Source organism: Mediterraneibacter hominis (assembly GCF_014287475.1).
Lineage (GTDB): Bacteria > Bacillota > Clostridia > Lachnospirales > Lachnospiraceae > Mediterraneibacter > Mediterraneibacter hominis.
Genome location: NZ_JACOPF010000001.1, coordinates 1061485 through 1087263, shown reverse-complemented (window position 1 = coordinate 1087263; position 25779 = coordinate 1061485). Strand labels below are relative to the sequence as shown.

Annotated in this window: 20 protein-coding genes; 17 read left to right on the top strand and 3 right to left on the bottom strand. The window is 39.9% G+C overall.

Annotated features, from left to right (window positions below; all coding sequences use genetic code 11):
* The first annotated feature begins 6 nt into the window (after nucleotides 1-6).
* Nucleotides 7-579, top strand: a complete 573-nt coding sequence (locus H8S37_RS05340) for a flavin reductase family protein (RefSeq protein ID WP_186874971.1) — start codon at nucleotides 7-9, stop codon at nucleotides 577-579.
* Between the two features lie 469 nt (nucleotides 580-1048).
* Here H8S37_RS05340 and H8S37_RS05335 read toward each other — a convergent pair whose 3' ends face one another.
* A complete protein-coding gene (locus H8S37_RS05335) occupies nucleotides 1049-2683 on the bottom strand; it encodes an ABC-F family ATP-binding cassette domain-containing protein (RefSeq protein WP_186874970.1) in 1635 nt (544 codons plus the stop codon).
* Between the two features lie 414 nt (nucleotides 2684-3097).
* Here H8S37_RS05335 and H8S37_RS05330 point away from each other — a divergent pair, with 414 nt between their 5' ends.
* The 4 genes from H8S37_RS05330 to H8S37_RS05315 are packed head-to-tail and all read left to right on the top strand — an operon-like array spanning nucleotide 3098 to nucleotide 8813.
* Complete coding sequence (locus tag H8S37_RS05330) at nucleotides 3098-3955, top strand: patatin-like phospholipase family protein (RefSeq protein WP_186874969.1); 858 nt, start codon at nucleotides 3098-3100, stop codon at nucleotides 3953-3955.
* A 4-nt stretch (nucleotides 3956-3959) separates the two neighbouring features.
* Nucleotides 3960-6062 (top strand): polyphosphate kinase 1, encoded by a 2103-nt coding sequence (gene ppk1 / locus H8S37_RS05325; protein ID WP_186874968.1) that lies wholly within the window; start codon nucleotides 3960-3962, stop codon nucleotides 6060-6062.
* Nucleotides 6063-6081: 19 nt separating this feature from the next.
* Nucleotides 6082-8151, top strand: coding sequence for a DNA topoisomerase (locus tag H8S37_RS05320; RefSeq protein ID WP_186874967.1), 2070 nt, complete (start codon nucleotides 6082-6084; stop codon nucleotides 8149-8151).
* Nucleotides 8148-8813, top strand: coding sequence for an acyltransferase (locus H8S37_RS05315; RefSeq protein ID WP_186874966.1), 666 nt, complete (start codon nucleotides 8148-8150; stop codon nucleotides 8811-8813). The genes H8S37_RS05320 and H8S37_RS05315 overlap by 4 nt, the downstream gene beginning before the upstream one ends.
* Nucleotides 8814-8895: 82 nt before the next feature.
* Here the strand turns inward: H8S37_RS05315 and H8S37_RS05310 are convergent, their stop codons facing one another.
* Nucleotides 8896-10023: a glycerate kinase family protein gene (locus H8S37_RS05310; protein ID WP_186874965.1), complete on the bottom strand. Its 1128-nt coding sequence runs from the start codon at nucleotides 10021-10023 to the stop codon at nucleotides 8896-8898.
* A 378-nt stretch (nucleotides 10024-10401) separates the two neighbouring features.
* Here H8S37_RS05310 and H8S37_RS05305 point away from each other — a divergent pair, with 378 nt between their 5' ends.
* The 5 genes from H8S37_RS05305 (at nucleotide 10402) to H8S37_RS05285 (ending at nucleotide 15147) form a co-directional block, all read left to right on the top strand.
* Nucleotides 10402-11280, top strand: a complete 879-nt coding sequence (locus tag H8S37_RS05305) for an NAD(P)-dependent oxidoreductase (protein WP_186874964.1) — start codon at nucleotides 10402-10404, stop codon at nucleotides 11278-11280.
* A complete protein-coding gene (locus H8S37_RS05300; RefSeq protein WP_186874963.1) occupies nucleotides 11277-12077 on the top strand; it encodes an MBL fold metallo-hydrolase in 801 nt (266 codons plus the stop codon). The genes H8S37_RS05305 and H8S37_RS05300 overlap by 4 nt, the downstream gene beginning before the upstream one ends.
* A gap of 289 nt (nucleotides 12078-12366) precedes the next feature.
* Nucleotides 12367-13065, top strand: coding sequence for an ABC transporter ATP-binding protein (locus H8S37_RS05295; protein WP_186874962.1), 699 nt, complete (start codon nucleotides 12367-12369; stop codon nucleotides 13063-13065).
* Nucleotides 13062-14639 (top strand): putative ABC exporter domain-containing protein, encoded by a 1578-nt coding sequence (locus H8S37_RS05290; protein ID WP_186874961.1) that lies wholly within the window; start codon nucleotides 13062-13064, stop codon nucleotides 14637-14639. The genes H8S37_RS05295 and H8S37_RS05290 overlap by 4 nt, the downstream gene beginning before the upstream one ends.
* A gap of 31 nt (nucleotides 14640-14670) precedes the next feature.
* Complete coding sequence (locus H8S37_RS05285; RefSeq protein ID WP_186874960.1) at nucleotides 14671-15147, top strand: methylglyoxal synthase; 477 nt, start codon at nucleotides 14671-14673, stop codon at nucleotides 15145-15147.
* 125 nt (nucleotides 15148-15272) lie between these two features.
* Here H8S37_RS05285 and H8S37_RS05280 read toward each other — a convergent pair whose 3' ends face one another.
* A complete protein-coding gene (locus tag H8S37_RS05280) occupies nucleotides 15273-16277 on the bottom strand; it encodes a LacI family DNA-binding transcriptional regulator (protein WP_186874959.1) in 1005 nt (334 codons plus the stop codon).
* A gap of 185 nt (nucleotides 16278-16462) precedes the next feature.
* On the opposite strand from H8S37_RS05280, the gene H8S37_RS05275 reads away from it, so the two are divergent.
* From H8S37_RS05275 to H8S37_RS05245, 7 genes are all read left to right on the top strand, one after another.
* Complete coding sequence (locus tag H8S37_RS05275) at nucleotides 16463-17395, top strand: sugar phosphate isomerase/epimerase family protein (protein ID WP_186874958.1); 933 nt, start codon at nucleotides 16463-16465, stop codon at nucleotides 17393-17395.
* A 1-nt stretch (nucleotide 17396) separates the two neighbouring features.
* Nucleotides 17397-18557, top strand: a complete 1161-nt coding sequence (locus tag H8S37_RS05270) for a Gfo/Idh/MocA family oxidoreductase (protein ID WP_186874957.1) — start codon at nucleotides 17397-17399, stop codon at nucleotides 18555-18557.
* An 18-nt stretch (nucleotides 18558-18575) separates the two neighbouring features.
* Entirely contained in the window at nucleotides 18576-19829 is a 1254-nt protein-coding gene (locus H8S37_RS05265) for an ABC transporter substrate-binding protein (RefSeq protein WP_186874956.1), read from the top strand.
* A 109-nt stretch (nucleotides 19830-19938) separates the two neighbouring features.
* Nucleotides 19939-20817: a carbohydrate ABC transporter permease gene (locus H8S37_RS05260; protein WP_330604857.1), complete on the top strand. Its 879-nt coding sequence runs from the start codon at nucleotides 19939-19941 to the stop codon at nucleotides 20815-20817.
* A gap of 12 nt (nucleotides 20818-20829) precedes the next feature.
* A complete protein-coding gene (locus H8S37_RS05255; protein ID WP_186874955.1) occupies nucleotides 20830-21666 on the top strand; it encodes a carbohydrate ABC transporter permease in 837 nt (278 codons plus the stop codon).
* Between the two features lie 54 nt (nucleotides 21667-21720).
* Nucleotides 21721-23097 carry a cupin domain-containing protein gene (locus H8S37_RS05250; protein WP_186874954.1) on the top strand — a complete coding sequence of 459 codons (1377 nt, stop codon included), beginning with the start codon at nucleotides 21721-21723 and terminating at the stop codon, nucleotides 23095-23097.
* Between the two features lie 191 nt (nucleotides 23098-23288).
* The gene (locus tag H8S37_RS05245; protein ID WP_186874953.1) at nucleotides 23289-24818 is read left to right on the top strand and encodes a sodium:solute symporter family protein; all 1530 of its coding nucleotides are present in this window, start codon (nucleotides 23289-23291) and stop codon (nucleotides 24816-24818) included.
* The last annotated feature ends 961 nt before the right edge of the window (nucleotides 24819-25779 follow it).

Below are 25779 nucleotides of genomic sequence, written 5' to 3'. Positions count from 1 at the left end.
AAGAGGATGGGAAAACAAATATGGAAGGCGGGGAATATGCTGTATCCTCTTCCGGCAGTGCTGGTAAGCACAGGAGATAAAAACGGAAATAGCAATATTTTGACAGTCGCGTGGACTGGAACAGTGTGTACGAATCCGCCGATGGTATATATTTCAGTAAGACCGGAAAGATATTCTTATCATATGCTTCAGGAATCTGGAGAATTTGTAATCAATCTTACAACAGAAAGGCTTTCCAGAGCAACAGATTACTGTGGAGTACGTTCTGGAAGAGATACGGATAAATGGAAGGAATGTTTTTTGACACAAAAGAAAGCACACAGCTTGAAATGGGCGCCGGTAATCGAAGAAAGTCCTGTCAATATTGAGTGTAAGGTTACAGAGATAAAAGAATTAGGCAGCCATCATATGTTTTTGGCAAAAGTACAGGCAGTGCAGGCAGATGAGGCCTATTTGAATAAACAAAATAAATTCGAACTGAACAAAACCGGATTAATTGCATACTCTCATGGAGAATACCTAAATCTTGGGAAAAAAATTGGAACCTTCGGTTATAGCGTGAGAAAAAAGAAAAAGTAGAATATAAAGTTAACTGACAAAAATGATCCGCGCAAGAGGGAGTGTATTGCAACGTTCGTCAGGGCTTCGCCCAAATTCCTCACTTTTGCAACACACTCCCTCCCTCGCTTACACTTTCGCCAGCTTAAGTTTATAATTTCAGACTAAACAGAATCGGCTACCCGTTGATGCAAACTCCTGGTCAAAAGTTTTCGATTCACCTATCGGGAGACGGTGTCCTCACTGAAATGTATAAAAATAAAACGGCTTTACGTTGCTGCAATCTCCGCTTAGAAGCATCTATTATTACTTCTGATTGGAAATGTGTAGCAATGTGAAGCCGATTTTTCCGTCTGGAACTATAAACTTAAGCTGCGAAAGTGTGAGTGTGAAAGAGATGCTTTGCGTGAGTGAGGAATTTCGGCGAAGCCCTGACGAACGATGCAAAGCATCTCTTTCACACGTACCTTTTGTCAATTAACTTTATATTTTAATCATTTTCTTCTGTCTGGACGGAGTAGGTCTGGCGTTTTCTTGCCATTTCATCGTTCTCCAGGTATTCATCATAGGTGGTGATTTTATCAATCAATTTTCCGCCTGGAACGATTTCCATAATCCGGTTGGCAGTAGTCTGTACAATCTGATGATCGCGGGAGGTGAACAGAAGAACACCGGGGAACTTGATCATTCCGTTGTTGAGCGCTGTAATTGCTTCCATGTCAAGATGGTTGGTAGGTTCGTCTAAAAGCAGGACATTGGCTCCGGAAATCATCATTTTTGAGAGCAGGCAGCGCACTTTTTCACCACCGGAGAGCACTTTCAGGCGTTTGACGCCGTCCTCACCGGAGAAGAGCATTCTTCCGAGAAAGCCGCGTACATACGTTGCGTCTTTATTTTCTGAATACTGGGTTAGCCATTCTGTAATAGAGTAATCATTGTCGAATTCACCGCCAAAATCTTTAGGAAAATATGCCTGTGAAGTAGTAATTCCCCACTTGTAAGTTCCTGCATCGGGTTCCATTTCTCCGATCAGAATTTTGAAAAGTACAGTTTTAGCCAGTTCATTTCCACCGACAAATGCCACTTTATCATCATGTCCTAAGGTAAAGGAAATATTATCGAGTATTTTTTCTCCGTCAATGGTTTTAGAAATACCGTCGACTATCAGTACTTCATTTCCAATGTCTCTGTTCGGACGGAAATCAATATATGGATATTTACGGCTGGAAGGCTTGATTTCATCCAGCTCAATTTTTTCAAGAGCACGTTTTCTGGAGGTAGCCTGTTTGGATTTAGACGCATTGGCGCTGAATCGGGAAATAAATTCCTGCAGCTCCTTAATTTTTTCCTCTTTTTTCTTGTTTGCTTCTTTCATCTGGCGGATAAGAAGCTGGCTGGATTCATACCAGAAATCGTAATTTCCGGCATAGAGCTGAATCTTTCCATAGTCTATATCTGCAATCTGTGTACAGACTTTATTTAAGAAATACCGATCGTGCGAAACCACAATGACAGTATTATCAAAATTAATCAAAAATTCTTCCAGCCATGCGATAGCGTCCAGATCTAAATGGTTGGTCGGTTCATCGAGAAGCAAAATGTCGGGATTTCCAAATAAAGCCTGTGCCAGAAGAACTTTTACCTTTTCCGGACCAGTTAAATCTTTTAAGTATTTAGAATGAAGTTCTGTATCAATGCCAAGGCCGTTTAAAAGTGTAGCGGCGTCAGATTCCGCTTCCCATCCGTTCATGGTTGCGAATTCACCTTCCAGTTCACTGGCTCGTATTCCATCTTCGTCAGTAAAATCTTCTTTGGCATAAATAGCTTCTTTTTCTTTCATAATTTCATAAAGTCTTGCATTTCCCATAATTACTGTATCTAGGACGGGATATTCGTCATATTTGAAATGATCCTGTTGTAAGAAAGAAAGCCGTTCGCCCGGGGTAATGGCAACTTCTCCCTTGGTAGGCTCCAACTGTCCAGAGAGGATTTTTAAGAAAGTAGATTTTCCCGCCCCGTTAGCGCCGATCAAACCATAGCAGTTTCCTTCTGTAAATTTGATATTGACATCTTCAAATAACGCCTTTTTACCGACGCGAAGGGTTATATTATTTGCACTAATCATATGGATTCTCCTTTTTATATGTTTTTTCTATACATTGTTCCAAAGAATGGCTGTTGTTCGGGTCATATATACCTTATCGGGCGAAGCCCGCCCTCCCGAAGGGAATAAATTACGGTATGCCCTTTAGGGTATACCTTATCGGGCAAAGCCCGCCCTCCCGAAGGGAATAAATTACGGTATGCCCTTTAGGGTATACCTTGTCAGGCGAAGCCTGCTTTCCCAAAGGGAGTGGATTACGGTGTACCCTTTAGGGTATAAATTGACTTTTCCTTTCAGACAGATTCCAACGCTTATATTACCATGAGATTACTGAAAATGGCAAGGTTTACAGTGATTTAAAAAAATTTAACAATATTTAAGGTTTGCGATTTAAAAAAAACGTTATATAATGGAAAGAAAAAGCGAGGGGATTCTATGTTGAAAGCAACGATCGTTTTAGAAGGCGGAGCAACAAGAGGTGTATTTACATCAGGAGCCTTAGATTACCTGATGGAGAAAGATATATATATGTCACATGTAATCGGTGTTTCGGCGGGCGCCTGCAACGCGGTAGACTATGTGTCGAAACAGCCGGGCAGGACAAGGGACTGTATGATACCGACAGATAAAGGGAGCAGCTATTATTATGGGGTTCGGGAATTTATCAAGGAGAAAAGTCTGATGAATATGGATTTGATTTTTGATACATTTCCAAATGAGAAAATCAAATTTGACTACGATACGTATTTTCAATCGGAGATGGAATGTGAGATTGTGACGACAAACTGTATAACGGGTAAAGCTGAGTACATGAAGGAACGGTCGGAAAAAGAAAGACTTATGAAAATCTGCCGCGCTTCATGCAGTATGCCGCTTGTAACCCCGATTGTGAATATAGGGGAAGTGCCTTATTTAGATGGAGGACTTGCGGATTCGGTTCCGATTTTAAGAGCGCAGAAGGCGGGAAATGAGAAAATCGTAGTGATACTGACAAGGAACGCAGGATACCGTAAGAAAGTAGTTTCCAGGGGAATGGCAAATGTATATCGCAAAGCATACAAATCCTATCCAAATTTGGTGCGCACGATTTTGCGCAGAAGCTTTCAGTATAATAAAACCATGAATTATCTGGAACATCTGGAGAGAGAAAAGAAGGTATTCGTACTGCGGCCTCTTGTGAAACCAGTGGCAAGACTGGAGCGCAATAAAGAGACATTGATGGCGTTTTATAGACATGGATATGAGCTGATGGAAGAAAATTTGGAACGTATGATGGAATATTTAGAGGAGTAAAAATATGAGTGAAGGTAAGCTGGAATATACGCAGAACAGAGAATTATCTTGGCTTAGGTTTAATCAAAGAGTTTTAGAGGAGGCCAGGGATGAAAGTGTGCCGCTTCTGGAGAGAATGAAATTTGTAGCAATTTTTACGAGCAATCTGGATGAATTTTTTATGATTCGTGTCGGGAGTCTCTATGCGATGGAGGAGGCGGATAATAAAAAAGTGGATATAAAGTCTGGACTGACGCCGAGAGGCCAGTTGGATGCGATATATGCCGCAGTAGCGCCTCTTTATAAGGAACGGGATAAGACGTACGCAGAAATTAAAAAACAGCTTCATCCATATGGTGTGTGCGGACTGGACTTTAAAGAATTGGAAGCGCAGGAAAAGAAGTATGTAAAGAAGTATTTCAAAGAACAGATACTTCCCGTACTTTCTCCACAAATCGTAGACGTCAATCATCCATTTCCACATCTGCTGAACAAAGAAATCTATGTGGTAGCCGATTTGAAAATGGATAATAAATCTATGCTGGGAGTGGTACCCGTACCTCAGTTTATTTCTGATATTTTATATCTGCCGGGACATGATATTCGGTATATACGGATGGAGAAAGTGATTTTAGAGTATTTGCATCTTGTCTTTGAACAGTATGAAGTGTCAAATGGAAATTATATATGTGTGACGAGAAATGCGGACGTATCGCCGGATGACGAGGCGTATGCGGATAATGAAGATTTTCGGTATATTATGCAGGAGACGCTGAATAAGAGAAGAAGAATGGCAGTCGTGCGTCTGGAGACAGCAAGTCCTCTTAGCAAAGAGATGGAAAAATATTTTTGTGAGAAGTTTCATATTACGCCAAAATGTATTTTCCGGACAAAAATGCCGATGAAGCTGGACTATATATTCGCAATTGCAGATAAAGTTCCGCCTGCCATGAAACGTTCTCTGATTGACAAACCATTTACGCCCCAGCCTTGTGCTGCTTTGGACGGAGGAAGCGTCATGGCGCAGGTGAAGAAGAAAGATATATTGCTGTCTTATCCGTATGAAAGTATGGATCCGTTTTTGAAAATGCTGAAAGAGGCAGCGGTTGATCCGAATGTCATTACGATTAAAATCACAATTTACCGTCTTGCAAAGAAGGCGAGGCTTGTGGAATATCTCTGTGCCGCTGCGGAAAACGGCAAAGAAGTGACGGTGCTGATTGAACTGCGCGCCCGCTTTGACGAGCAGAATAACATCGACTGGTCGGAGCGCATGGAAGAGGCGGGGTGCAGGGTTATCTATGGATTTGAAGGGTATAAGGTACATTCTAAAATATGCTTGATTACATACCGGAATAAAAATGAAATCAGATATATTACACAGATTGGAACAGGGAATTACAATGAAAAAACAGCGAAAATGTATACGGACTATTCTCTGTTGACGGGAAATCAGATGATTGGCGAGGATGCCGCTGTATTTTTCAAAAATATGTCTATCAGTAATTTGAACGGAGCTTACCAGCATTTGATTGTCTCACCGACCAGCCTGAAGCAGAAAGTGCTTGCCTTGATGGAGGAAGAGATAAAAAAGGGAAGTCAAGGCAGAATTGTGATGAAAATGAATTCGGTTACAGATATTGACTTTATCCGGAAAACAGCTCAGGCTTCCCAGGCGGGAGTGCACATTGACTTGATTGTAAGAGGGATTTGCTGTATACTTCCGGGGATACCGAAAAAGACGGAGAACTTAAGAGTGACCAGCATAGTGGGGCGTTACCTGGAGCATCCACGAGTATTTGTCTTTGGAACGGGAGAGGCGGCAAAGGTATATATTGGTTCTGCTGACATGATGACGCGGAATACAGAAAAAAGAGTAGAGATTGCATGTCCGATTTATGACAGAGATATTAAGAAACGTCTGATAAGAAATTTAAATATTATGCTGTCCGACAATGTGAAGGCAAGGGAGATGGCAAGTGACGGAACCTATAGAAAGAAGAAAGGCGATGAGAGAGCTGTTAATTCGCAGGAAGTATTTATGAAAGAGGCGATGAATTCCAGGCGGGTATATCCACAGAAGAAAAAGACGGTGTTCGAGAAGGTGAAGCACTGGCTGAAACGGTAGGATGACAGCAAAGGAAAGAATGGGAAAATCAGTATATATAGCGGAAAAGCCCAGTGTGGCACAGGAATTTGCAAAAGCATTGAAGTTAAATACAAAGAGAAAAGACGGGTATCTGGAAGCGGAGGAAGTAATTGTGACATGGTGTGTCGGACATCTGGTGACAATGAGCTATCCAGAGGAATATGACCCTGTATTGAAACGGTGGAGTTTGCAGACTCTGCCGTTTATACCGAAAGAATTTAAATATGAAGTGATTCAAAATGTAGCAAAACAATTTGAGATTGTAAAAAGGATTTTGACACGAGAAGATGTAGAAAAAATTTATGTCTGTACAGACTCTGGACGGGAAGGAGAATATATTTACCGACTGGTCGAACAGGAAGCGCATGTGGAGGGGAAAAAGCGTCTTCGTGTCTGGATTGATTCACAGACAGAGGAAGAAATTTTGCGGGGAATACGGGAAGCAAAGGACTTGTCAGAGTATGACAATTTAAGTGCTTCGGCATATTTAAGAGCAAAAGAAGATTATTTGATGGGAATTAATTTTTCCAGGCTATTGACTTTGAAATATGGAAACAGTATTTCAGGCTATCTGAACACAAAATATGCTGTCGTATCGGTAGGCAGGGTGATGACTTGTGTGTTGGGAATGGTTGTACGCAGAGAACGTGAAATCCGGGAGTTTGTAAAAACACCGTTTTATCGTGTGATCAGTGCTGTGGATGCGTCCGGACAAATATTTGAAGGGGAATGGCGTGCCGTAACAGGATCACGTTATTTTGAATCCTATGATTTATATAAAGAAAACGGCTTTAAAAAAGAAGAAAAGGCAAAAGAGCTGATTGCATATCTGTCAGAGGAAAAACCTGTAACCTGTATGGTGCAATCGGTAGAAAAAAAGAAGGAAAAGAAAAATGCACCGCTTCTCTATAATCTGGCAGAACTGCAGAATGACTGTTCCAGAAGGTTTAAGTTAAGTCCAGATGAAACACTTAGAATTGTGCAGGAGCTATATGAGAAGAAACTGGTTACTTATCCAAGAACTGACGCCAGGGTGCTTTCCAATGCAGTTGCCAAAGAGATTACAAGAAATTTAAACGGACTGTCAAAATATCAGATGGCTGCGCCGTATCTGCAGGACATTCTTCAGTTGGGAAGCTATAAAAATTTAGCAAAAACAAGGTATGTCAATGACAAGCAGATTACGGATCATTATGCAATCATACCGACGGGACAGGGGCTGACAGCATTGTCTGCACTGTCTTATACGGCAAAAAAAGTGTATGATTGTATTGTACGGCGTTTTTTGAGTATTTTTTATCCGCCTGCAGTATATCAGAAAGTATCGGTGGTTACAAAAATCCGGGGGGAGCAGTTTTTTTCCAGCTTTAAGGTACTTGTGGAGGAAGGATATTTAAAAGTTGTAAAGCCGATGCAGGACAGACAACCAGCGAAAGAAAGTGAAAAAGATACAGAAAAAAGAGCAGAAGAAGACAGTATGCAGAATCAGGAAGGGCAGGAGCAGAATTTAGACAGCACGATGCTGGCAGTCATTAAAAAATTAAAAAAAGGAGATGTTCTGCCGGTTCAGTCTCTGGAAATTAAGGAAGGGGAGACTTCTCCACCAAAACGATATAATTCAGGCTCTATGATCCTGGCGATGGAAAACGCAGGGCAATTGATTGAGGATGAGGAGCTAAGGGCGCAGATTAAAAGCAGCGGAATCGGGACAAGTGCTACCAGGGCAGAGATTTTGAAAAAGTTGATTCATATCAGCTATCTGGACTTGAATAAAAAGACGCAGATTATTACGCCTACCTTACAGGGGGAAATGGTCTATGAGGTAGTGAACCATTCAATTAAATCACTTTTAAATCCGGAACTGACAGCGAGCTGGGAGAAGGGCCTCAATTATGTGGCAGAGGGAAGCATTACCCCAGAAGAATATATGCAGAAGCTGGATCATTTTATTGTAAGCCGGACAAACGGCGTAAAAGGTTTAAATAACCAATATCAGCTTCGCAGCTGTTATGAAGCTGCGGCTGTATTTTATAAAAAGAAAAAAGCAAAGAAGGGAGACAAAACATGAAAGGACTTACAGTAGGAGAGCTTTACACACTCGAGGAAACCATTGCAAAGGAGATTTTTGAAGGGGTCACATATCCGTGGGAGGTATTGCCGAAAATCAGCAGCTTTATTCTGGAGCTTGGAGAAAAATTAAGCGAGGAAGAGTATGAAAAAAGAGGAGAAAATGTGTGGATTGCAAAATCGGCAAAAGTAGCTCCGACAGCTTATATAAACGGCCCTGCTATTATTGGAAAGGATGCGGAAGTCAGACATTGTGCATTTATCCGCGGCAATGCGATTGTAGGGGAAGGAGCTGTAGTAGGCAATTCTACAGAGCTTAAAAACGTCATTTTATTTAATAAAGTACAAGTACCACATTATAATTATGTGGGAGACTCGATTCTCGGGTATAAATCACATATGGGCGCCGGTTCGATTACCTCCAATGTAAAATCAGACAAGAAACTGGTTGTTGTAAAGACCCCGGAAGAGAATATAGAAACAGGCATGAAGAAATTTGGAGCGATGCTTGGGGATGAGGTAGAAGTAGGATGCGGAAGTGTTTTGAATCCGGGAACTGTAGTGGGAAGCCACAGCAATATTTATCCACTTTCCTCTGTAAGAGGATATGTGCCGGGAGGAAGTATCTATAAAAAACAAGGAGAAATAGTAGAGAAAAGATAAAGAAGCGAAAGCTGCCGCTAAGTATACACAAAGAGCCTTCTATGACTAAGAAAACATAGAGAGCTCTTGTGTTTACGAATGTTTATAACAGCCGGAATACTTGTTCAGCAGTCGCTTTCATATTGGCATATGCATTTTCAGGGTTCATGGCAGCTTCTAATGTTGTAACCCCCCGGACTATAGGAAAGAAAGCGTCGATTCCAGCTTGATTGCAGGCGGAAGCGTCTAGGGTCACGCTTCCGGCAAACGCAATCACTTTTATCCCATATTTTTTAGCAAGGCGGGCAACTCCAACCGGCGCCTTGCCCATGGCAGTCTGGGAATCCATCCGGCCTTCTCCGGTAACGACAATGTCCGCATCTTTTACATCTTCTTCCAGATGTACGGCGTCTAAAATCAATTCTACTCCAGGTATGAGCTTGGTATTCAAAAAGTTTAAGAAGGCGAATCCAAGCCCGCCGGCAGCTCCTGCACCGGCATAACAGGAAAAGTCCTTTTCGAATGTCTGATTTACAACCTGTGCATAGTGGTTCATGGCAGAATCTAAAACAGGCTTTAACTCGTCGGTAACTCCTTTTTGAGGACCATAAATATAAGTGGCCCCATTTTCACCGCAAAGAGGATTGGTTACATCACAGGCAATGCGGAAACGACAGTCAGATAATTCCGGTAATTTGTTTGAAATATCAATCGAAGAAACTGTATCTAATGCCTGCGCCCCCTCCAGTGTTTCTTTTCCATTTTTATCTAAAAAAGAGAATCCCAAAGCTTTGAGCATACCAATGCCGCCATCGTTGGTGGCGCTGCCTCCGATTCCAATAATGAAATCACGACATCCTTTTTGTACAGCGTCTTTGATCATTTCGCCGACTCCGTAAGTAGTCGCGCGAAGAGGATCTTTTTCAGATTCTGTAAGAAGCGTGATTCCAGCGGCGGACGCCATCTCCATTACAGCAGTATTGGTGTCAGGCAGCAGTCCGTAATATGCATGGACAGGAGAACCCAAAGGCCCTGTTACAGTGATATTTATTTTCTTTGCACCCAGTCCTTCAATGAGTGCGTCTGTTGTACCCTCGCCTCCGTCTGCGAGAGGCTTTAGGATGACGTCTGCATGAGGGTGAATTTTGAGAATCCCCTCTTTTACAGCATTTCCAGCCTGTATAGAGGAAAGGCTGCCTTTTAGAGAATCAATTGCAAGGACAACTTTCATATAAGTATAACCTCCTGTTTTTTTATTCTCGCGAAGCAGCCGTTCAACTGTGTATATTTGTATATGAGGCTGTAGCTGCCGCGAGGAAAATCTGGCAGTTATTTTGGCAGTATCTTATGGGAGATACTAGTGTCAGTGTACAAGGGGCAACACGCCTCAAATCGCGTAATTTTGTCCTTCATCGACCGTATTGCCCTTTGTACACCGACGCTAGGTTAAGTATAACAGAAAAGAAAAGAATTTATATGTTATAGATAATAAAAAAGTAGAAATATTTCTGAAAAAAATGTAATAAGTAACAAAAAATGAAAGAAAGTTCACAGGTTGAAAAAAGTATGATAAGGTAGGAAAAGAAAGAAATGACAGGAGGGACTATAAGTGAAGAGAATCGGATTTATCGGTGTTGGTATTATGGGGAAATCTATGGTGCGCAATCTGATGAAGGCAGGCTATGAACTCCATATTTATGCCAGAAAAAAAGAAAAAGTAGAAGATGTAATACAAGAGGGAGCCAGATTTCACAGTAGTATAAAGGAATGTGTATCAACAGTAGATACAGTAATTACGATGGTAGGTTTCCCGAAAGATGTAGAAGAAGTATACTTTGATAAAGGAAATATTATGGACAGTGTGAAGTCAGGGACTGTGCTGATTGATATGACTACGACGAGTCCTCAGATTGCAAAGAAAATATATGCGGAAGGCAAAAAGAAGTCTCTTTTTGTTTTGGATGCACCGGTGACGGGCGGAGACGCCGGGGCAAAAGCAGGAACCCTCTCTATTCTTGTAGGCGGAGAAAAAGAAGTTTTTGAAAAATGTCTGCCGCTTTTTCAGGCGATGGGAACGAATATTAATTACCAGGGAGAGGCTGGATGCGGACAGTATTGTAAACTGGTGAATCAGATTATGATTGCGGGTACACTTTCAGGCGTCTGCGAAGCATTGTCGTTTGCAAAAGCAAAAGGTTTAAATCTTGAGACCGTATTGGAGTCTGTATCAACTGGGGCGGCAGGAAGCGCACAGCTTAATACTCTGGGCCAAAAGATTGTGTCGGGAGATTTTGAGCCGGGATTTTTTATGAAACACTTTGTAAAAGATATGAAGCTGGCATTGATTGAGGCGAATATGAGCGGATTGGATCTGGGTGTTTTAAGTCAGACTCTTGCCAATTACGAAGAACTCGAAGCAGAAGGGTTTGGGGAAATGGGAACACAGGCACTAATTAAGTATTATGAGGAAGGAAGTATACAGGGATGAAACTGACAATTTTAGGGACAGGCAATGCGCTGGTTACAGAATGTTACAATACTTGCTTTGTAATTTCCGATAATAAAAAGCATTTTTTGGTAGATGCAGGAGGAGGCAACCAGATACTAAAAATCTTAAAGGAGAAAGAAATTGCTTTGGAGGAAATACACGATATTTTTATTACCCATGAGCATATCGATCACCTGCTCGGACTCATCTGGCTGGTGCGTATGATTGGACAAAAAATAAATCAGGGAAAATATGAGGGGGTACTCCATATATACTGTCATAATGAGCTTGTTACGGTTATTAAAACGATAACCAGTCTGACTATCGAAAAAAAAGTGGCGAAGCATATCGGTGAAAGAATCTGTCTGACTCCTGTTAAAAGTGGTGAGACAAGGGGAATTCTTGGATGTCCGGTGACATTTTTTGATATTGGATCAACAAAGGCAAAACAGTTTGGGTTTTCTATGATTCTTCCAGATAAGAAAAAGCTTTCCTGTTGTGGAGATGAGCCGTATAATGTATGCGAAGAAGTATATGTAAAAGGGAGCGACTGGCTGATGCATGAGGCATTCTGCCTGTATAAAGAGGCGGACAAATTTCATCCGTATGAAAAACACCACAGTACAGTGAGAGAAGCATGTCAGCTCGCAGAAAAGCTTGAAATTCCGAATTTAATTCTCTATCATACAGAAGACACGCACATAGCAGAACGCAAAAAATTATATTGTGAAGAAGGAAAAGAATTTTACAGTGGCAGCCTGTATGTTCCAGAGGATGGAGAAGTATTTGAACTATAAAATCTTCGTAAAAGTTCAGCCATACAGTGTGCGGGAAGCATAAAACATGCCTGCATGTTTTTGCGAGCGTACATCTGTATGAGCTTAAGCGCCCGTCGATGAGTAAAACGGTGGCGGCAGCCACGATAAGTACGCAGTGCGGTTTTACGAATGGCGCGGGCTGAACGGTTACAAATTTTCTGACCTAAAAGAGAAAAAGATTGACAAAAAAAGAAAAGTCACGTATTATTGTATTAAATTAATAATACAATAAACGGGACTTTTTATTGCTTTTATGTAGGAGGGTATTATGCTGGAAATACAGGGATTGAGTAAAAAATATGGAAAGCATCTGGCAGTAGATCAGGTGAATTTATCGGTGCCGGATGGAAAGATCGGAATTCTTCTTGGACCAAATGGAGCAGGAAAATCTACAATTATCAAATCTATAGCGGGACTCCTTAGGTATCAGGGAATGATTAAAATACAGGGAAATCCCGCAAAAACATTGGAGGCAAAAAAACAATTCGCCTATGTACCGGAAATTCCGGCAATGTTTGATGCGCTGACAGTCAGAGAACATATCGAATATATGCGCAGGGCATATGACAGCACGATAACAGACGGGGAAGTAGAAGAACTTTTGAAACGTTTTGAACTGGACGATAAGCAGGAAAAGCTGGGCAATGAATTGTCTAAAGGAATGATGCAGAAAGTAAGCATCTGCTGTGCGCTTTGTGTGCATCCTAAAGTGATACTGCTGGATGAGCCAATGGTAGGGCTGGATCCAAAAGCGATTAAAGAATTAAAAGAAGTGATTTTGGAACTAAAAGAACAGAATGTAACTGTTTTAATCAGCACACATATGCTGGAAATGGTAGAAGATATATGGGATATCATGTTTGTAATGGAAAAGAGCCATATAATAGGGGCTTACCGGAAAGAGGATGTAGGAAATAAAGATTTGGATGATCTGTTCTTTGAACTGACAGGTGGTGAAAAAGAATGAAAGCATTGATGTATCTGACGAAACGAAGCTTTGTGAACAGCATAAAGAAAGCAGTGAAAAAGCCGGTTACACTGATCGCGCTTATCTTTGGAGTGGCATATGGCATTTTTCTATTTGCCATGCTGGCAGGATTAGCTGTGGGAGTCCGGTTTAATTCCAGCAGCGGGCTGGTTATCATTATGACGCTGTGGGCGATTTATATTACCTTGAGTAATTTTATGATGTATTCTTCAAGAAAAGGAGTTATTTTCCGTCCTGCACATACACATTTCGTCTTTACTGCGCCAATTAACCCGAAACTCATACTTTTACATGGCGCCTGGATGAATTATGTATTTTCTGTTATTGTCTGGATTATATTGGCAGTTGCAGGACTGACTGTATTCCAGGTAGAGCCGTGGAAGGTGGGCTTGTTTTTTCTGGCGGGATGTGTACTGGAAACCGTTCTGGAAGTCTCTGTGATGGTGACAATTTACGCAAATGACCGTCTGCCGGAAAAGCTGATGAAGGGAATCTGTAGGGGAATAAAAATACTTCTTATAGCAATTACCATAGTGATTGTCCTGTATTTCAGAAAAGAAGGAATTTCCATGGAATCTGCCCGCGGATTCATAGATTGGAAAGGGTTACAGATTTTTCCGGTTGTAGGGTGGAGTATTGCTGTTTATCGTCTGATTTTGTTAGGGCCAGACATGCTGAATATTGTTTGCTCTATTTTATATATGCTTACAGTATTCTTTATGGCAGGGCTTGCAGTGAAAATGGACTGCGGCGGAGGATACTATGAGGACGCAGCTAAATTTGCAGATGACTATGCCGATATGAAGAAAAGAAAGAAGAACGGCGAAATGGTCATGGGAATTGAAAAAAAGAAAAAGAAATTCCGGAAAATTTCAGAAACAATACAGGCATCTGGCGCAAAAGCAATATTTTACAGGCAGCTTCTCGAATATAAGAAAGAGAAATACTTTATTTTTTCCAAGATAAGTGTATTCTGCCTGTTTTTCGGAGTGTTTTTTGCATATGCAATGAGAAAAAATGCGATAGAGTCCGGATATCCTCAGATGTTCCTGCTTGGGATGGCGGCCTATATTTCCCTTGTGATGACGGGGTATCTTGGAAAATGGGAGAATGAGCTGAAAACTCCATATTTATTTATGATACCGGACAGTGCGTTTAAAAAGCTGTGGTATTCTACATTGATAGAACATATAAAAGCGCTTGTGGATGGCAGCCTTCTATGTATTCCAATGGGATTTTTCTGGAAAATACAGCCCGTGTATGTGATTTTGTGTATTCTGATTTATACTGCACTGCAGGCAAACCGGATGTACACGAAAGTAATCGCCCAGTGTCTGGTTGGAGATGTTTTGGGGAAAACAGGACAGAATCTGGTGCGGGCATGTATCCAGATGACAGTGCTGGGGATGGGAGCAATAGTGGCAGTGCTTATAGGAATTTTTGTAAATATGAATCTGATATTTCCAATTTTACTGATTTATAGTATTATGGTAACTGTAGCGGTTGGTCTTCTGGCTTCGCTTCGATTTGGTTCGATGGAGCAGCTTACCTGATGAACTTCCGTAACAGACAGGAGGGAATAGGATGTTAAATGAAAACTATGTGACAATGGAAATAGGAAAAGCAAAACATATTGCGTTGGTAGCGCATGACGGAAAGAAAAAAGAGTTGGTGGACTGGTGTGACAGAAATAAGGAAGTGCTTAAAAGTCATTTCCTGTGTGGTACGGGAACGACTGCGAGACTGATTTCTGAGCGCACAGGACTTCCGGTAAAAGGATATTGCAGCGGGCCGCTGGGCGGAGATCAGCAGATCGGTGCAAAAATAGTAGAAGGACAGATTGATTTTATGATTTTTCTGTGGGATCCATTAGAGGCGCAGCCGCATGATCCTGACGTTAAGGCGCTCCTTCGTATTGCAGTTGTATATGATATTCCAATCGCCAATAATCTGGCGACGGCAGATTTTATGCTGCACTCTGAATATATGTCTGAAATTTACAGCCGGCGTATAGAGAACTTTAATAAGACGATTCAAGAACGGGTTGAAAAAATGAAATAAGAAAAATATAAATGACGGAAATGAATGTTATTTATATTTGTAAATAGGTGAAAGAATATGCAAAAGGCGTTGAAACATAAAATATCAACGCCTTTTTTGTGTTCAAAGAGGTTACTTATTCATTTTCATGTGGAATCTCTTACGATTAGTTCTGTATTTAGCAATATGTGCTGGGTTGGCGAAGATGGATTTTCTATTAAATTTAATAATAATTCGCATGATTGATGTCCCATTTGCATTTTAGGCTGGCTAATGGTAGTTAAGGAGGGCACTACCATTTTAGCCAAATCGATATTATCAAATCCGATTACGGCAATATCTTCAGGCACCCGTAGATTACTGTTTTGGATGGCTTTTATCGCGGCTGCTCCACAAACGTCAGATACGCAATAGAAAGCATCAGGACGATCTTGTTCCTTTAACAAGGCTGATATAACGGAAACGGTTATATCAAAATCAATATTGGATATATGTATGATCCAATCATTATTCGGAATTAAACCAGCCTTTGATAATGCTTCCAGAAATCCTTTTTCTCGGAATCTGGCATAGGCGTTTGTTAGCATACTGTTTATTAATGCAATACGGGTTCTGCCAGTAGAAAGCAGGTAATTGATCGCAATTTGTGATGAATATATATCATCAATCGACACGAATGAAATCTCTGGGGCATTACAATGTTCAGAACACATTACAACAGGATATTTTAGGCGTAATCTGCTTAGCTTTTCTTCATCCGGAATATTGTGAGCCAGAAGTAGTCCGGCAAAATTGTTCTGTTCCATGATAATTTCATATTCATTTAATGCATTTTTATAATCGGATGCCTCATAGTAAAAGGTACGAAATCCTCTAGAGGCAGCCGCTTTTTGGATTCCGTCAATTATATCGGCGTAAAAGGGATTTCTAAAATCCGGGAAACATACAAGGATTGCATTCCGGCTGCTGTCATTTTCCAATATATGGAAATCTTTTGGAGTTAGGCCAAAGTCCGAAATAGCCTGCATTACTTTTTGTACAGTTTCGGGCTTTACACGTCCACTTTTATTTATGATACGTGATACGGTTGCAATAGATACGTTTGCTTGCTTAGCAATCTTTGCGATAGATACAGTTTTTGAAATAGCCATAATAACCTCCTGTTACAATATAATGTAAAATTTACATTATAATTAGTGAAAATGCTTAAAAATAAAAGAGTATATTGCTTATATTAATGAAAATTATATATGCTATTGAAAAGAATGTCAATTAATAATATAATTATAATGTAAAAATTACATAAAAAAGTAAAAAATAAGAAAGGAGAGTTTATATGAGGCAGGGATTTGTTACGGCTGTTATGGATCAATATTCATTTGAAGAAGTCGTTGACTTTGCATCTGAAAATGGGTTTGAATGTATAGAAGTATCCTGCTGGCCCAGAGAAAAGGCTGAAAGGCGCTATGCAGGAGTTACACATATTGATGTGGATGAACTGGATAATGAATATATAACACATATTTTGAAATACTGTAAAAAAAAGAAAGTAGAAATATCTGCATTAGCATATTATCCAAATGTGTTAGAACCGGATTTAGAAAAAAGAACGCAGTATATTGAACATTTAAAAAAAGTTATAGTAGCGGCAAAGAAACTGAATGTAAATATGGTGACTACTTTTATAGGAAGAGTTCCGCAGCTAAATGTGCCAGAGAATTTAAAACTGGCAGAAAAAGTCTGGAATCCTCTTTTGAATTTTGCAGAAAATTTAGGAGTGAGGATTGCGATTGAAAATTGCCCTATGCTATTTACAGAGGATGAATGGCCGGGCGGGAAAAATATTGCAATATCACCGGCTATCTGGAGGCAATTATTTGAAAAATTAAAAAGTCCTAATCTGGGACTAAATTATGATCCATCTCATTTTATATGGCAGGAAATAGATTATATTAAGCCTGTTTATGAATTTAAAGATAAAATATTCCATGTGCATTATAAAGATATAAAACTAAATAAGAACGCTAGGAGTGAGGTGGGGGTGTTAGCGACTCCATTATCTTATATGACCCCAAGAATTCCTGGACACGGAGATGTAGACTGGGGAGAGTATATTGCGGCGTTGTTGGAAGTCGGATATGATGGTCCCGCCTGTATAGAAATTGAAGATAAGTCTTTTGAAAACAGCAAAGAGGGTATTGAAAACGCTTTGAAGATCAGCAGAGAATACTTAAAGCAATTTGTTGCTTATCCAGAGAAAGGGGTATAACATGCAGAAATTTAGAGTAGCTGTGATTGGATTAGGGTTCATAGGTAAACAACATATAGAGGCTCTGCGGAGAATACCAAGTGTAGAAATCGTTGCAGCGGCAGATACAAATGCAGAAATGGAAAGCTGGTGTGGGGACAATCGAATAGAAAATTTTTATACGGACTGCAGTCAGATGCTGCAGACAGAAAAATTAGATGTTGTGCATAATTGTACACCTAATTTTATGCATTATGATATCAACAAAATGATTTTAAACTATAATTGTCATGTGTATAGTGAAAAACCATTGACATTGCGTTCGGAAGAGGGGGAGGAATTAGTTAGACTCGCCTGTGAAAAACAAAAAAGAACAGCAGTTAATTTTAATTATAGAAATAACTTAATGGTTCAAGAAATTCACGATAGATATATACATAACCATTTAGGAAAAATCAGTCATCTCCAGGCAGAATACTTACAGGACTGGTTATTATATGACACGGACTTTGATTGGAGAATACAGACGGAAAAAGGAGGTGAATCCAGAGCGGTGGCAGATATAGGCTCGCATTGTTTTGATACAATTCAATATGTGACAGAACAGAGAATTGTATCTGTTTATGCCAAATTCCATAGACAATATGCATATAGAAAGTATGCCGGACAAGGGGATACATTTTCTGGAAACAATAAACAAAACAATGAGCCTGTGGGCACAAAGGAAATAAGTGTAGAAAATGAGGATGCGGCATATATTTTATTTCGTCTGGAAGACGGAACGATAGGAACGATAAATGTTACGCAGGTATGTGCCGGGAAAAAGAATGGGTTGAAATTGTTGATTAGCGGTACAAAAGAATCTTGTGAATGGACACAGGAAAATCCAGACAAACTGTGGATAGGTCACAGAGACAGAGGAAATGAAATCCTCTGTGCAGGTCCGGAAAATCTGTCCAATGAAGTAAGAAAATTCGTTGATTTGCCAAGTGGACATCCGGTAGGATGGAAAGATGCGTTAACGAATGGAGTTAAAATTTTTTACCAGAGTTTGTCACAAAAAAATATATCAATGAAAAGTCCGGAGTTTTCCGATGGTTGTTATGTATCTAAGATTGTAGAGGCATGTGTCAAAAGTAACAAAACGAATCAATGGACAGATGTATGTTTGAAAAATTATTAAAATTATGGAGGGAAAATTATGAGAAGAAAAGTGATTAGTACATTTTTATGTGTATCAATGCTAGCAGGACTGTTAAGCGGCTGTGGCGCACCGAGTGGAGACGGGGCAAAAAAAGATACAGAAAAAAGCGGAGAAGATAATAAGATTACGATGTTTCTGGATGACGCGGCAACGCAGAGTAACTTCCAAGATTATTTGGATGCCGCAGAAGAAGCGACAGGATTGGAAATTGAAGTAGTTCCCATGCCAACGAATACGGCTGACAGAACGGCAAAATTTATGACAATACTTTCCTCAGGGGACGATACGATCGATATAATATCGGCAGATCAGGAAATGATTTTGTCGGTGGTTAATACAGATTATCTTGAGCCCTTAGACGATGTGCTTACGGATAATGTAAAGAGTGCATATCCAGAATCCTTTATTGAAATGAGCGATGGAAAAGGCGTTCCAATGTTTATGGAGATATTTTGCTTTTGGTTAAATAGTAAATATGTAAAAGAAGCAGGTATGGATTCTGTGCAGACGAAAGAAGAATTTGTGAAATATCTGGAAACTGTTTCAAAAGACGGCGTATATGGATACGGCGGGGGCTGGGAACAAACGTATGTCTGGAATGATATAGGTGAATTTATCAACCTGTTTGGTGGTAATTTATATGACTGGTCTGATGAAAAAACACAGGAGGCAGTAAAATTTTTAAAAGAAATGGTAGACAATGGCTGGACTTCAAAATCACAGATTGCAGATCAGTATACAGAATTGAATCAAAAGATTATGGATGGAACAGTTGCCTCTATGCTGAACTACTCAAGTTTTATGCCGACTTATGAATCAGCAGGAAGATATGGTACAGACGATATCTATATTGCGCCCATGTTAAATCTTGGAGAAGAAACCACCTATGCGAACGGATGGCAATATGTATTAAATGCGGCATCTCCGCATAAAGAAGCTGCAAAGAAATTTTTGAATTGGGCGGCAAGCTTAGAAGGACAAAAGGTTTACGCAGAAACCTTCTCTAGAATTCCGGCAAGGACAGATGTGATTGATGATCCTGAATTTTCCGTGCCTGGGATCGAAGAACTGAAACCATATTTAGAGGAAACGAATTTAGTTGTACGCCCACTTCCTTCAAATTCATCAGAATATATCAATGAAGTTGGGGCACAATTCCAGAAATATGTCAGTGATGAAATTACATTTGAAGAATATATTGAAGCTATGGACAAATGCATGAAGAATTATTTTCCGGACGAGACAAAATAAAAAGTAAGGGAATTTTGAATAGTATTGCGATAGACAGGGTAATGCGATACTTGGAAGGCGCGTTCGTACGGTGCCTTCCAATCTAAAAAGAATGGTGAGGTAGAGATTAGTGACAAAACGAAATAAAAAATGGTGGCTTCCCTGGGTTATGATTCTGCCTGTAATATTGGTTCGGGGCCTTACTACGTTATATCCGGTGATTATGACCTTCATTAACAGTTTTAGAGACATGGATGTGATTCGAGGAGGTCAGGGTGGCTTTATAGGGTTGCAAAACTACATTCGTATGTTATCGGATGATAAAATAGCTACATCTATGGAATTTACTATCATTTTTACAGTAGTTTCTATGGCTTTTCATATCATTTTGGGAATCTGCCTGGCTCTTATATTGAATATGAAATTTAAAGGAAAGAAGTTTCTGCGGACAATTGTTTTGATTCCCTGGGCGATGCCGATGATTGTTGCTGGACGGGCCGCCAGATGGGGATTTAACGGGCAGTATGGTTTTATAAATGATTTGATAGGTAAATTTATTGACAATTTCCATTTCGATTGGCTGGTCAATGTGGATACGGCCAGAATAGCGGTAATTTTGGTGGATCTTTGGAAAGACATACCGTATTTTGCTATTTTAGTTTTGGCAGCTCTTCAATATATTCCGGGGGATATTTATGAAGCGGCTAAAATTGATGGCGCCAGCAGCATAAAAGCGTTTTTCAGTATTACTCTTCCGAATATCATGAAAACTGTTATGTCCATATCTATTTTCTTTACGATGTGGAGGGTTACAAACTTCGAATTAGTATATGCAATGACGTCGGGAGGGCCTTATGATGGAACTTCTGTGTTATCATACAGAATTTTAATAGAAGCGTTTAATAATTTGAATTTAGGATATGCGTCTGCAATAGCAGTAGTATTGTTCCTCATTATGTTGATTTTGAGTGGACTGAATGTTGCCGGCATGAAAAAATTTTCGGATTAGTAGGTGAAGGATATGAATACAACAAAGAAAAGAACATTTAAAATATTTCAGTGGCTTATTACTATTGTGATAGCGCTTATTATTCTGATTCCTATTTATTGGATTTTTATATCTTCTATAAAACCGAATGAAGATTTGTTTGCTGTGCCAATCGAATGGATACCCCGACATTTTACACTGAAGAGTTATGTCACACTGATAGAACAAGTGGGGATAGTACCGCAAATAATAAATACATTGATTATTACAATTCCAACCTTAATAATCTCTACATTTATCTGTGTACTTGCAGCATACGCTTTCGAAAGATTCGCGACAAAAAAACTGACATTTGCATATGGAATTATTGTTTTTTCTGCACTGATCCCTGCGATTGTTACGGCAAGGCCATTATATGATTTTTTTAAAAAATTATCTCTGGTTGATACATATCCGGGATTAATTTTATTGTATATCAGCGCGCTGGTTCCATTTTCTGTATTGATTATAAGGAATTATTTAAGCGGGATACCAACAGAAATAGAAGAAGCAGCGGAAATTGACGGTGCTGGTTTTTTTCAAAAAATATTTTATGTGATTATTCCGCTTCTTAAACCTGCGATAGCGACAATTTGCATAATTAATTTTATAAATTGCCTGAATGAATTCTTTATACCTCTGTTTTTCTCGCAGAAGATTAAGGTTCTAACCATAGGAATATCTACTTTACCACGTGCAAATGCGTATGATGTACCCTGGGATTTGCTGAGTGCAATGGGATGTATTATTTTGATTCCTATTATTGTGTTCGTTATGATCTTTGAGGAAAAAATTATGGATGGAATTATGGCGGGCGGTGTAAAATCTTAGCTGGAGAGGACATGTTTTGATGAATAACAGTGTATATTTTTAGGAGGTAAAAAAGTGTATCGTTTGAATATGAAACTTGTACGTACAGATGCTGATGCAGAGCAGAGTAAAAAGGACAGGCAGGAGGCATGTAAAAATCCGTTAGTTCCAGGAGCCAGGATTATAAGAGGGGCAGATGCAGTTCCTGTGTATGTGAATGAGACAGCTTGCAGGCAATGGTTTTATCCGTTATCTGAAGTAAATGATCTGGGAATGTTTACTTATATAGAAAAAAAGGCAGAGACAGATGTTGAAAGACCGTGGGTTACGCAGTATCATCCGGATATAAATCTGTATTTTTATATTTTAGAAGGTGAAGGGCGTGTTATTTTTGGCGATGGCGGATGCTCTTTTGAAACGGAAATATATGAATTTCAGGAATTAGAAGTAGTTATTATTCCAAGAGAAGTTCCTTACCGTATGGAAGGAGAATGGAAAGCAATCTGCCTGCATGCCCGGACGGGAGTCTATGGAACCACAGCAGGGACAAACAGATATCCGCACCCAGTTGTAACTGTAGATGTTCCAAAACGTCCTACTACGGCAGAAATGCAAAATTTAAAGGCAAGCGGTAGTTTGACTTGCTATAATCAAACCAGAACGCATGAAATATGCTTTGGTGAAGTTGCAGGAAGTAAGAAAAAATACATGGATTTAGGTGAAAACAGAAAAGATTTAGATCAGAATTATAAAGCCTTAGATACAAATGAAATATATAGAGAGGTGACACCGATAGATGAACAGACAAATGTAAAAAAGAATATAGAAGAGGCGAAGAAAAATGCTTCTGTTTTAGGAGCACGTGTGCTAAAAAGAAAAGATGCACCTCCGGTTTATAATGCAAATGCAGGTCTGAAGCAGTCAAGCTATCCATTAACGTGGACGGATGATATAGCAATTTGTAATTTAGCTGAAAAGTTAGCTTCATCAGATAAGGAGAGACCTTTCGATTCTCATTCTCATCCGGATATTGAAGAATATAAATTTATACTTTCAGGTAGCGGGAGTGTTACAATTGGTGTGGGAGATGATACTTGTGAAGAAGAATATTATGAATTTAAAGCAGGAGATCTGGTGATTTTGCCAAGAGGGCTTGCGCATGTAGATGCAGGTGGATATTCTGCTTTATATTTTCATACAAAACAGAGCGTTTTTGGAAAGACACCGGGTGATAGTATGTATCCTCATATTGCATATGTGTATACTCGTCCGCCAAGGCCGACGAAGGAGGAAGAGGCAGCACTAAATGATCCGGGTACATTTATAAAAATGAATTCCAGGGAGACTTATAATGTCTATTGTCCAAACCCTATCGAGCGTATAGAGAAAAATCCTACAGATATGACACATTTAAGACCGGATTTGTTTCCAGATAATGAAAGAAATTTTTAGGGTATAAGGGGAAGGAGAATTGTATAAAATTAATTTAAGTTCGAACTTGAAATTCCCAATTTCCAAATAAGTTCTTTGGTACAAAAATTAGGTTGACACGGAAGGAAATTCCGTGTTAATCTATATATGTTTACTTTAATGCTTTAAAGCGTTGCGCTTTAAAGCGAATTGGCGGAGGCGAGGAAGAGAAGATGGGGATTAAAATTATTTTGTTAATTGTATTTTTTGCAGTGATGGCAGGTGTAGGATTGTATTCCAGAAAACATGCCAGAAGTGTAGATGGATTTGTTTTGGGCGGGAGGAGCGTCGGCCCATGGCTGACAGCATTTGCATATGGCACTTCATATTTTTCAGCAGTTGTTTTTGTAGGGTATGCCGGACAATTTGGCTGGAAATATGGAATTGCATCTACCTGGATTGGGATTGGGAACGCATTTTTGGGCAGCCTTCTTGCATGGGTGGTATTAGGGCGCAGAACGAAGGTTATGACACAGCATCTGGGTGTAAAAACAATGCCGGATTTTTTCGGTGCTCGTTTTGACAGTAAAGCATTGAAAATTACAGCATCTATGATTGTGTTTGTATTTTTAATTCCTTATACAGCATCCGTTTACAACGGTCTGTCCAGGCTGTTTGGAATGGCATTTGATATTCCGTATACGTACTGTGTAATTGCAATGGCAGTTTTTACAGCTCTGTATGTGATTCTGGGAGGGTACATGGCGACAGCGATCAACGATTTTATACAGGGAATTATCATGCTTTTTGGAATTGTGGCGGTGATTGCAGCAGTATTAAACGGACAGGGAGGATTTATAGAGGCAATTGGTAAAATGGCAGAAATTCCGAGTGATATTGCAGTGACACAAGGACAGCCTGGTGCATTTACTTCTTTTTTCGGGCCGGATCCTCTCAATTTGCTCGGTGTAGTCATTCTGACATCTCTTGGAACCTGGGGGCTTCCGCAGATGATCGGAAAATTCTATGCAATAAAAGATGAGAAATCGATCAACACTGGTACAGTAATCTCAACAGTTTTTGCAATCGTAGTATCTGGCGGCTGCTATTTTCTAGGCGGTTTTGGAAGATTGTTTGACGCTCCGGAGATATATGACAAGCATACTAGAACAGTTGTTTTTGATAGTATTGTTCCGCATATGTTATCTACACTTCCGGATATTTTGATCGGAATTGTAGTTGTGCTGGTACTTTCTGCATCTATGTCTACACTGTCTTCTCTTGTATTGACCTCCAGCTCTACGATGACATTGGATTTGCTCAAAGGAAATGTAATGAAAGATATGAGTGAAAAGAAGCAGATTGTCACAATGCAAATTTTTATTGTATTTTTTATTCTGGTCTCTGTGGTGCTTGCGTTGGATCCTCCTACTTTTATCGCCCAGTTGATGGGAATTTCTTGGGGAGCACTGGCAGGAGCATTCCTGGCTCCATTCTTGTATGGTCTGTATTGGAAAAGAGTGACACGCTGTGCCGTGTGGGCAAGCTTTATCTGTGGGATCGGCATTACCGTGTCGAATATGTTCCTGCATTATATTGAGTCATCCATTAACGCGGGAGCTGTGGCGATGGCAGCAGGACTTGCTGTTGTCCCGTTAGTCAGTCTTATTACACCGAGAATGAAAAAAGAAAAAACAAGCCAAATATTCCAGTGCTATGAAGAAAAAGTGACAAGTACAAAGAAAAGATCACTGGAAATATAAAGTTAACTGACAAAAATCCCTTCCTCGTTTGGAAGAAAAGCTTTAACAGAAGGTACGCAAAAAACACTGTATCAGAACACAGGGCAGGACCCGCTTTACCTCATCCGTTCGAGTGGTTCTTAGTGCAAAGCATCTGTGTGTCCATTGGAACACGCAGATGCTTTGCACTAAGAACCAGGCGAACTGTATTCGGAACGCTCCTTGTCAATGCCCTGTGTTCTGATACAGTGTTTTTGGCTGTCACTTCCAGTCAGAAGTTTTTACCTGTCATTCGGAAGGCAACTTTGTTAGTTGAATTTCATTAAAAAGAAATTAACTTCACGCTGCCGTGAGTTCCCAACCAGAAAAATTTGTTTACTTCAGATTGGAAATGCATAGCAGCGTGAAGCCGGTTCTGTTCTGTATGAAATTGTGAATTTAATTGGGGAAGAACGTAAGCAGAAAGAGAAGGAGTGCATAAGCAGGGAATTTTAAGCGGAGCGTGGTAGATACAGATTGTTCTGTTTGTTAAGTGAGAAGTATGGAGTTCCAATGGACGATATGTTTCTACACTATTACAAACATTCAATCGAATTTACCACAGTGGAGCCCTGACCTGCGTTGCACTGCCTTCTCTTTTTGCGTACCATTCTTTACCAACTTCCGCAGTGCCAGCTCAATTCCGCTACGCTTCATTTCGCTATCGGCAGTCGCCGAAGGAAAAGAAGCAGACAAACTTCTGTTTACATGCAAGCATGACACAGAGTTTACCTGTTCTTTTCGCACTGCTTGTTGCTTCGTTAAATTTATATTTAGTCTTGTTTGTGAGGCGTGCACATGTTATGATAAATGAGACAGAGGATTTTAGCTTCTGACACAACAGCATTCATGGCGTTTCTGCCGGCTGGTTTTGTTAAATTTTCCCAATTATAATGATTAAATTTAATTTGTTTTAGAGAGTAAAAAAAATAGTGTAAATAGC

What these genes read in the sequence shown, in the direction of transcription:
- H8S37_RS05280 (WP_186874959.1), bottom strand. Translation starts at nt 16,277, where the DNA reads ATGGCTATTTCAAAAACTGTATCTATCGCAAAGATTGCTAAGCAAGCA.
- H8S37_RS05300 (WP_186874963.1), top strand. Translation starts at nt 11,277, where the DNA reads ATGAAACTGACAATTTTAGGGACAGGCAATGCGCTGGTTACAGAATGT.
- H8S37_RS05290 (WP_186874961.1), top strand. Translation starts at nt 13,062, where the DNA reads ATGAAAGCATTGATGTATCTGACGAAACGAAGCTTTGTGAACAGCATA.
- H8S37_RS05295 (WP_186874962.1), top strand. Translation starts at nt 12,367, where the DNA reads ATGCTGGAAATACAGGGATTGAGTAAAAAATATGGAAAGCATCTGGCA.
- H8S37_RS05335 (WP_186874970.1), bottom strand. Translation starts at nt 2,683, where the DNA reads ATGATTAGTGCAAATAATATAACCCTTCGCGTCGGTAAAAAGGCGTTA.
- H8S37_RS05320 (WP_186874967.1), top strand. Translation starts at nt 6,082, where the DNA reads ATGGGAAAATCAGTATATATAGCGGAAAAGCCCAGTGTGGCACAGGAA.
- H8S37_RS05310 (WP_186874965.1), bottom strand. Translation starts at nt 10,023, where the DNA reads ATGAAAGTTGTCCTTGCAATTGATTCTCTAAAAGGCAGCCTTTCCTCT.
- H8S37_RS05265 (WP_186874956.1), top strand. Translation starts at nt 18,576, where the DNA reads ATGAGAAGAAAAGTGATTAGTACATTTTTATGTGTATCAATGCTAGCA.
- H8S37_RS05245 (WP_186874953.1), top strand. Translation starts at nt 23,289, where the DNA reads ATGGGGATTAAAATTATTTTGTTAATTGTATTTTTTGCAGTGATGGCA.
- ppk1 (WP_186874968.1), top strand. Translation starts at nt 3,960, where the DNA reads ATGAGTGAAGGTAAGCTGGAATATACGCAGAACAGAGAATTATCTTGG.
- H8S37_RS05330 (WP_186874969.1), top strand. Translation starts at nt 3,098, where the DNA reads ATGTTGAAAGCAACGATCGTTTTAGAAGGCGGAGCAACAAGAGGTGTA.
- H8S37_RS05270 (WP_186874957.1), top strand. Translation starts at nt 17,397, where the DNA reads ATGCAGAAATTTAGAGTAGCTGTGATTGGATTAGGGTTCATAGGTAAA.
- H8S37_RS05340 (WP_186874971.1), top strand. Translation starts at nt 7, where the DNA reads ATGGGAAAACAAATATGGAAGGCGGGGAATATGCTGTATCCTCTTCCG.
- H8S37_RS05285 (WP_186874960.1), top strand. Translation starts at nt 14,671, where the DNA reads ATGTTAAATGAAAACTATGTGACAATGGAAATAGGAAAAGCAAAACAT.
- H8S37_RS05255 (WP_186874955.1), top strand. Translation starts at nt 20,830, where the DNA reads ATGAATACAACAAAGAAAAGAACATTTAAAATATTTCAGTGGCTTATT.
- H8S37_RS05315 (WP_186874966.1), top strand. Translation starts at nt 8,148, where the DNA reads ATGAAAGGACTTACAGTAGGAGAGCTTTACACACTCGAGGAAACCATT.
- H8S37_RS05275 (WP_186874958.1), top strand. Translation starts at nt 16,463, where the DNA reads ATGAGGCAGGGATTTGTTACGGCTGTTATGGATCAATATTCATTTGAA.